Annotated in this window: 8 protein-coding genes and 1 tRNA gene; all 9 read right to left on the bottom strand. The window is 31.5% G+C overall.

What is annotated here, in order from left to right:
* Positions 1–672: trigger factor (gene tig, locus C4B25_RS03320; RefSeq protein WP_131613633.1), on the bottom strand; the 672-nt coding region annotated here is incomplete at its 3' end.
* A 312-nt stretch (positions 673–984) separates the two neighbouring features.
* A complete protein-coding gene (locus tag C4B25_RS03315; RefSeq protein WP_131613632.1) occupies positions 985–1,674 on the bottom strand; it encodes a hypothetical protein in 690 nt (229 codons plus the stop codon).
* 77 nt (positions 1,675–1,751) lie between these two features.
* A tRNA-Arg gene (locus tag C4B25_RS03310) sits at positions 1,752–1,828 on the bottom strand.
* 18 nt (positions 1,829–1,846) lie between these two features.
* Entirely contained in the window at positions 1,847–2,323 is a 477-nt protein-coding gene (locus tag C4B25_RS03305) for a metallophosphoesterase family protein (protein WP_168380688.1), read from the bottom strand.
* 67 nt (positions 2,324–2,390) lie between these two features.
* On the bottom strand, positions 2,391–2,987 hold the full coding sequence (locus tag C4B25_RS03300; protein ID WP_131613630.1) for a hypothetical protein: 597 nt from the start codon (positions 2,985–2,987) through the stop codon (positions 2,391–2,393).
* Positions 2,988–3,049: 62 nt separating this feature from the next.
* Complete coding sequence (locus tag C4B25_RS03295) at positions 3,050–3,448, bottom strand: NUDIX domain-containing protein (RefSeq protein WP_131613629.1); 399 nt, start codon at positions 3,446–3,448, stop codon at positions 3,050–3,052.
* A gap of 83 nt (positions 3,449–3,531) precedes the next feature.
* Positions 3,532–3,852 (bottom strand): thioredoxin family protein, encoded by a 321-nt coding sequence (locus C4B25_RS03290; RefSeq protein WP_131613628.1) that lies wholly within the window; start codon positions 3,850–3,852, stop codon positions 3,532–3,534.
* Entirely contained in the window at positions 3,852–6,020 is a 2,169-nt protein-coding gene (locus C4B25_RS03285; RefSeq protein WP_131613627.1) for a DNA translocase FtsK, read from the bottom strand. Before C4B25_RS03285 ends, C4B25_RS03290 begins: the two co-directional genes overlap by 1 nt.
* 37 nt (positions 6,021–6,057) lie before the next feature.
* Positions 6,058–7,704 carry a ribonuclease J gene (locus C4B25_RS03280; protein ID WP_131613626.1) on the bottom strand — a complete coding sequence of 549 codons (1,647 nt, stop codon included), beginning with the start codon at positions 7,702–7,704 and terminating at the stop codon, positions 6,058–6,060.
* Between the last annotated feature and the right edge of the window lie 296 nt (positions 7,705–8,000).

Genomic DNA, 8,000 nt, shown 5'->3' with positions numbered 1-8,000 from the left:
GTGGTATTCTTCTGGGAAAGTAACTTTAACTTCTTTTTCTTCTCCAGCTTTAACTCCAACTAATTGGTCTTCGAATCCTGGGATGAATTGTCCTGATCCAAGTTCTAATTCGTAATCTTCAGCTTTTCCACCTTGGAATGCTGCCTCTCCAACGAATCCTTCAAAGTCAAATTTAAGTGTATCTCCTAATTTTGCTTCTCTTTCTACTGGTACAAGTACTCCATGCATGTTTTGTAGATTTTTAAGTTCTTCTTCAACTGCTTTATCATCAAGTGTTGGCTCAACGTATTTTGTTTTTAGGTTTTTGTAATCTGCTAGTTTAATTTCTGGGTAAACTGGGTAGATGAATGAAACTTCTAGTTCTGTTCCTGTTAGTTTTTCAACGTTGTATGAAGGTCCATCAAGGATGATTTCATCTTCTTTGATTTCTTTTGCTGCTTCTTTAACTAGATCATCTAGCATTGTTGGAAGTGCTTTATGTCATACTTCTGGTTCTGAAATGTATTTATCTAATAAGTTTGCAGGAATTTTACCTTTTCTAAATCCATCAACTTTAAGGTTAGCTGCTAAACCTGTTTTTGCTTTAGCTTGCGCTTCTTCTCACTTAACTTTATTTGCTTTAACTGTAATTTTTAGTTCAGCTGTTGCTTTTAGTAATTCTCTTTTTGCCATGTTATATTCTCCTATATAGCTTTTATTGTTTGCTTATGTAAATAAATTATAGATTATTTTAAGGAAATTGGTTTTAAAAGAGTTATAAAATATTAAATCAATAGTTATGAATTAAGTTCTTGAAAGCGTTTTATTTTTTAAAAAAATTGCATAAAACAAACAACTTAAGCCCTCGCTTTATTCTTTCGGATAATTTTAACAACATGCAAAAAATATATTGCATGATTGATCGCTCATTAAAAACTTAATTTTTGTTACAAAATAAAAATAAAAAAAGAGGGCATCTCTTTTTTTACAATTGCAATAATGCATCTATTTTATATATTCTTTAACATGTTTCATTCTAACTTGATCAACCGTTACCATCGAAGGTAAACCCATTGATTCATAAGCTATATTAATAATAACGTTTTCCAGCCCCTCTGGTTCGTCAATGAAATCAGGGAAAGTATTCAATGAATAAAGTTCCAGTAAGGTTTTAGCCACATGTTCTAGTGAAGGATTCTTTGTAATTATCTTTTCAATACCCATGTAAGTGTTTAGGTAGGTTTTAAGAGCAACTACAGACCCAACTATCTTAGGATTGATTACTTTATCATTTCAATCGAAGTTATGATCTATTCCTTGTTCTACACAATATTCATAAACAATAGTTTTAATCATATTTGGTGTTGATTCTTTCGCAATCAGCTTATGCAAGTCATCGATTATAGATCTAAGATTGAGTTCTTTTAATTTAGCCATAGCCATTGGCATTTTAATAGAATCGTTTTCCATTAAAATATCAAGCACCTCGTCTCTGCTTAATTCATTATTAACAACTGCATCTTGTTTAATTTTGAATTTTAATTCTTCTAAAAGATTTATGAATTTTGCTTCATATCTTTCAGGTATGTATGGCATGTTTAATTCAACTTCTAATTTTTTAGCAGCTTCAGTTGGGTTTGTTTGTATCAATTCTTTAATTTCTTTGATAATTTCAGCGTAGTAGTCTTGTTTCATAGTAAGGTAATTTTACCATTTTGAGTATAAAAGTGGTATTTTTCATCATTTTTGGGGTAAAAAAGGCGTAAAAAAAATGGTGACCGAGAGAGGATTCGAACCTCTGACCACATCCTTAGAAGGGACGTGCTCTATCCAGCTGAGCTACTCGGCCAGTTTTTTTGCTTATTCATTATAACACAGGAATTGACTTAATTTCACCATAAATTTTTCCATTTTTTATTTTATACACCGCATAGGTAGGGCCTTCCATACTTCTTGGTATAGTTGTAGAACCTGGACACGATGTAAAAACCCCTTGTTTATCATTGATATAGGGGATATGTGAATGTCCATGTATAAGAACATCAACACCCTCAGCTTTTGCTACTTCAACAGGTAATTCATTTCAATTATGGACATATATACCTCGTGAATGCCCATGTAAGATCATAAATTTCAAACCTTCATATTCAAAATTAATCTCTAGCGGAAGACTATTGTAGTCATTATTACCCTCAACACAATAATCAAATCTTGCTTCTGCTCATTTTTTATCAAACTCAGAATCTCCCATATGTATTGCTAAATCATATTCTTCTATAGATAAAATCTTATCTACTATTTCTTTATTTCCGTGATTGTCAGATATTGCTAATATTGTTTTCATAATAAAATTATACATCCTCACTTTTATAAAAGAACTTTATCTGTTTTTTTAATAAGCAGATAACGAATTACTTATCTGCCGATATTTTTGATTCTTTCAACGCTTTTATTTCTTCCCTAATCGCCAGCATTTCTTTTCGCCCAATGAAAATATAAAGAGCTGTTTCCATACCTTCGCCATGTCCTGCATAACCGCCCCCAAAACCAAACCAATTTGTTATCCCTAGAAATGGAGTGTAATGTCACCATTTATTTTTTCCTAATGCAAATCATTCAATGAATGTTCTTTGATCATTATCCAATAATGGTTTTTTAATGTGTTTTGCGATAATTGCCAATTCTTCTTCGCTTTTGCCAAATCTTTTGATTATTCTTGAAAATGTAATTAAATGTTTGTATGAAAAATAAATTGTTTGACAAATTAAAGCGATTAGAATGGTGCTTGTTATAGCAAAAAGAACTCATAATCCAGTTGGTGTGGATTTCGAATCTAAGTAAAAACGTATTTTGAATCAAAAAATGGGGAAATTTACAGTTGAAAACACAAAAAGTATTCACACAATTAATTTAGCACTAGCGAATAATCCTGTTATTTTATTGATCTTAAGAGCTCTAACAATCATTTGATCGTGTTTTGTATCAGTTGTAGTATTTTGTTTTCTCATATCTTTCATTTTAATCTTTTGTGAAAGCTTTACAAGGTATTTTTAACTAACATTAACATGGTTTATTTAGTGTTTTTAATAATTTCAATAACTTTTAAATCAGGTTCAACTCAGTCATAATTATCAAACTCACCCGCACTTACCCAAAGTGCTTTTTGGTGTGTTTTAAGTTCCATTTTTTCAACCGAAGATAATAACTCACATTCTATAAAAGTAATATTAATTGATGCAAATGGATGTTTGTAATTAGTTGTTACTATTTGTTTATTTAATGCAATATCAAAATTAAAGTTCTTTTTAATATCATCCAATAATAAAGAAACCTCATTTCCAGCCTTTTCAATTTTCGCCCCAGGGAATTCTCATTTATTCTTAAAAAAACCAGTTTTCGGTCTTTGAGCAATTAGATATTTATTTTGATTTTTGATAATTGCAGCAACAACATTTATTTTCTTTTTCATAACCAAATGATAACAAATCGAAATATAAATTAAAAAAACTGAGATAGTTCTCAGTTTTGTATATATTAACTATTTTAAGGCCTTTATAAAGCGTCGTTTAGTCATCCAATCATTTTATCCATTGGTTGGTATTCAACACCTCTTGCAACTTCTTTCCCATCTTTAAATACAATGAAAGTTGGAACTTTAGTTACGCTGTAACCTTCAGCCTTTTGAAATACTTCAGCTTTCTCCGCATCAACAGATGCAAATGTAACTGGTTTATCTTTAAATTCGTTTGCTAGGTTTTCATAAACGGGTTGCATCATTTTGCAATCTCCACATCATTCAGTGTAGAAATCTACGATTACAACTCCCTCGTTTTTAATTCCTTCGAATTCTTTTAGTGTCATATCTTTTATCATTATCTAAATATCCCTTCCATGAAATCATCATCAGATTGTTTTTGTTCTTGCTTTCTTACTGTTTCTTCATCAAACTCTAACTCTTCATCCTCTTCTTTTTTAGTTCCTAATATATCGAAACTAGGTGGTGCAGGATAATCCTTTACCTTATCAATTATAGCTTCAATCTCTTCATTAGACAAGTAAGCACCTTGTGCACGTTCTATACCTTTACCATATAAAGACATCAGCATATCTCCACGACCCATTAGTTTTTCTGCTCCAACTGAATCCAGAATAACTTTTGAATCTACACCAGATGTTACGGAGAATGAAATCCTTGAAGGGATATTAGCTTTAATAACACCGGTAACAACATTTGTTGAAGGTCTTTGAGTAGCAACTATTAAATGTATTCCAGCTGCTCTAGCTTTTTGTGTAATACGTTGAATTGATGTTTCAACTATTTTAGCCGCAACATTCATAAGATCAGCTAATTCATCAATAACACATACGATATATGGTCATTTCTCTTTTGCTTTTGCATTATATTCTTCAATATTCCTTACAAACATACCAGCCATTGTAGAATATCTTCTCTCCATCTCTTCTACAAGTCCATCAAGTGCTTTTGAAGCAATTTCTGGATCCGTAATTACAGGAGTTAATAAATGTGGAACTTTATTATATGGCATAAATTCAACCATCTTAGGATCAACCAAAACAAGTCTCAAGTGTTCGGGCGAAGTTCTCATGATCATAGACATTAAAATCGCATTTATACCAACTGATTTACCAGAACCAGTTGCTCCAGCTACAAGTAAGTGTGGAGTTTTATTAACAGGGATTACTAATGTTTGACCATTTATAGTTTTACCTAAAGCAGCAGCTAAAGGTTCTCCTTTAAATTTCTCATCGTTATTCATTTCATCGAAAATTTCTTTAAATGAAACCATTTGTGGATTAGCATTAGGTACTTCAACACCTATTGCTGCTTCACCAGGTATTGGTAATTCCATCCTTACATCGGTAGCTGCAAGAACCATTTTAATATTTTGTTCAAGTTGAGCAAATTTCTTAAGGTTAATTCCAGGTCCTGGAGTAATTATGTATTTAGTTAAAGTTGGTCCCACCACTGTTCTCGAAACTTTGGCATCAATCTTAAAAGTAACGAATAGTTCTTGTAACTTTTTAGCTTTTTCCTTAATCTCTTCTTTAAGTTGTGATGTATCTGAATCTTTCGGTGTATTTAGAACCTCTTCAGATTTAATAATTGGATATTGAGGATGAATGTATGGTTGCCTAATTTTTGGTTGTGGCTTAGGTTGCATAATCACTTTTCTAGCTGGGACACTTGGTTGTGGCTTGGGTTGTTCAACAGGTGCCGCTTGTTGTTGGGGTTGCGGTTTTGGAGAAGGGGCATCTTCTTCAGCAAACGGATCTTCGAAAGGTAAGTCGAATTCAGAAGTATTAGTTAAGTGTTTTGTATCATTGATTGGTTCTTGCTCTTCTTTAACTTCAATCAACTCGTCGCCATGTGCTTCTTTCTCTTTAAGAATTTGTCTTTTTTTGTTTTTCTTAAATTTATAAAGTCCGAATGTAGAACCAGTTATTAAGAATGATATTGAAACAACTAATGCTATAGCTGCAATTACACCAGCTCCAATAGGAGAACTAAACATTGCAAAGAATGCTCAAACTGAAAAACCAATTAATCCACCTCATTGACTGTTTGGTTTTCAATACGAATCATTCGCAGCAGGAGTTTTAAATTTACCTCATCAATCTTCCTTGATAGCTATCTCTCATGCTCTTCCACCAAATGTATTTAAGTTATTTGTATCTTTATTATGTAAATCAGCATAAGCACCTCATGCATGTATGGTAAATATTATTGATATTGCAATAAATCAATAAGTGTACGTGTTTAATTTGAATCATTTAGGTAGGTTTCATTTACTTGGAAGAATCATCTTCATTGCGTGGAATATTACGAATAAATAGAAGAATGGATTGAATACACCAAATAACATACCAACAGTATAAGCGTGGATACTACTTAGGAATGGAACCTCTAAAAATGCAAAGATTTGTAGAGATACAGCAACCATTAATAAAATCATTCCAAGTATCTTATTATCCTTTAAAGCCTTATATTCATTTTTGGGATTGTGTTTAGCATTATTCATTGTAGATAAATTATAAAGAAAAAAGAACCATTCGGTTCTAAACTTCGTAAAATGTAACAACAACCATTGGTTCTTTGTTAATTGCTCTAAATAATGATTTTTTAATTCTGTTTCTAATTCTGTTTTGAATTAATTTATAATCAAATCTTTCTTGTTCTTCAATAGTTTGAATAATTCTAGATTTAATTAAATCCATAATGTCTGTATCTCCACCTTTTGGAATCATAATTCCAACTGTGTTGATATTAATATCTGACAATACTTTTTTAGATTTGTAATCAATTAAGATAGCAACAGTAAGAACACCTTCACGTGCAAGTTCTTCACGTTCAGCGATTACACCGTATGATAAGTCACCAACTCCGAACCCATCAATGATTGTATCTCCATGTTCTTTAATTTTTCCATTAGTTGATGCAAGTTTACCATCTTTGAATAATGCAATCTTTCCATTTTGTAATGTAATTGATTTTGTAAATTTGTGTGCTTCTTCAGCAATTCTTTCAGCATTTTTTAAATATCTGAAAAGCCCTGAGATAGGAATGAAGTTTCTTGGTTTTAAAATACTTATTGTATTGAAAATATCTTCTCTTGCTGGGTTGAATTTGTAGTAATCTTTTTCAGAAACATCATAAATTCTTCTAAGGTTTCTTGAGATTAAATCAAGAGTTCTTGCTGCTGTTTTTTCAAGACCATTAATTGGAGGGGCAATCATAATTACTGTATCTTCTTTTCTGAATTTTAAGAATACATCATTACCTTCACAAATTCTGATGAATCTTTGGTAAAGTCTTTCACCTGTACCTGTTACTAAGATAACGGCATTATTAGTTTTCTCAGCTAATTTATAATCTATAAATTTTGGTAATTTAGCGTCTGGGTTTTGTTTAACAAATGTTTTGATTAATGTTGAATAAGCTCTACCATAAGTGATAACTGGTCTATTAGCTTCAATAGCTAGATCAAGAATCTCTTGTAATGTATACATCTCCTCATCATATGCTCCAACAATGATTCTTTGATCTGCTGGTGTTGTTTTGAATGTTTCTGAAACAACTGGTTTAACAGATGATTTATCAAATGCAGAACCGATATATGAAGATCTCGCTGACTCAGCAAGTAATGCAAGAATACCTTTTTCAGATGTTGATTTTTTAATAACTTCTAAATCAGTTTTTCCGTATTTACCTAAATCTCCAACAACATAGTTTGTCATATAAAGAATATCACCATCTTCTGTTGAGAAGTTGTAACCTAATGTTCCTGGTATTGAGTGTGCAAGTTCAAATGGTTTTACAACTACATCCCCAAATTTTGTGTCTTTATCAATAATGTTAATTGAATAATCATTGTGTCCTATTTTATATTTAGAAACACGTTCTTTTATTACATCAACTGTGAATTTTGAACCGTAAATTTTAAGTCCTTTTGTTGCCATAAGTAATCATGGTAGTGCGGCGAACACTTCATCATGACCATGAGATATGAACACACCTTTTATTTTCTTTGAATTTTTTGTAATGTAATCAAAAGTAGGGATGATTGTGTCAACACCTAATTTTGAAACTACGGGTAATTTTATACCTGCATCAACAATAAAAGTATCGTTATTTACTTCAATTGCGTAACAGTTCTTACCATTTTCGTCTTGTCCTCCAAGAGCGAATATATTAATATTAGCCATTTTGGCCTCCTTTTTCTGCTTGTGTACTTTCTGTTCTATTAATTGCTATGTAGTTAAATTAATAAAAGGAAGGTGAAAGATTTGTTTATTTTATTCATTATAACATAAAGTATTTTTAGAATATAAAAGAGCCCCTTAAAACAACAATAAAATAGCTATTATTAAGCAAAGAAAAGGATCAAAAAAAATACGCCAGATCAAAAATGGCGTAAAAAAAAGCGACTTTCTATTTTCACCTTACGGCTATCGTCGACGTTAACGGGCTTAACTGCTGAGTTCGGAATGGATTCAGGTGC

Source organism: Mycoplasma todarodis (genome assembly GCF_004335995.1).
GTDB lineage: Bacteria > Bacillota_I > Bacilli_A > Mycoplasmatales > Metamycoplasmataceae > Mycoplasma_K > Mycoplasma_K todarodis.
Note: the sequence above shows the minus strand (reverse complement) of the source record. Positions and strands in the feature narration are given on the sequence as shown.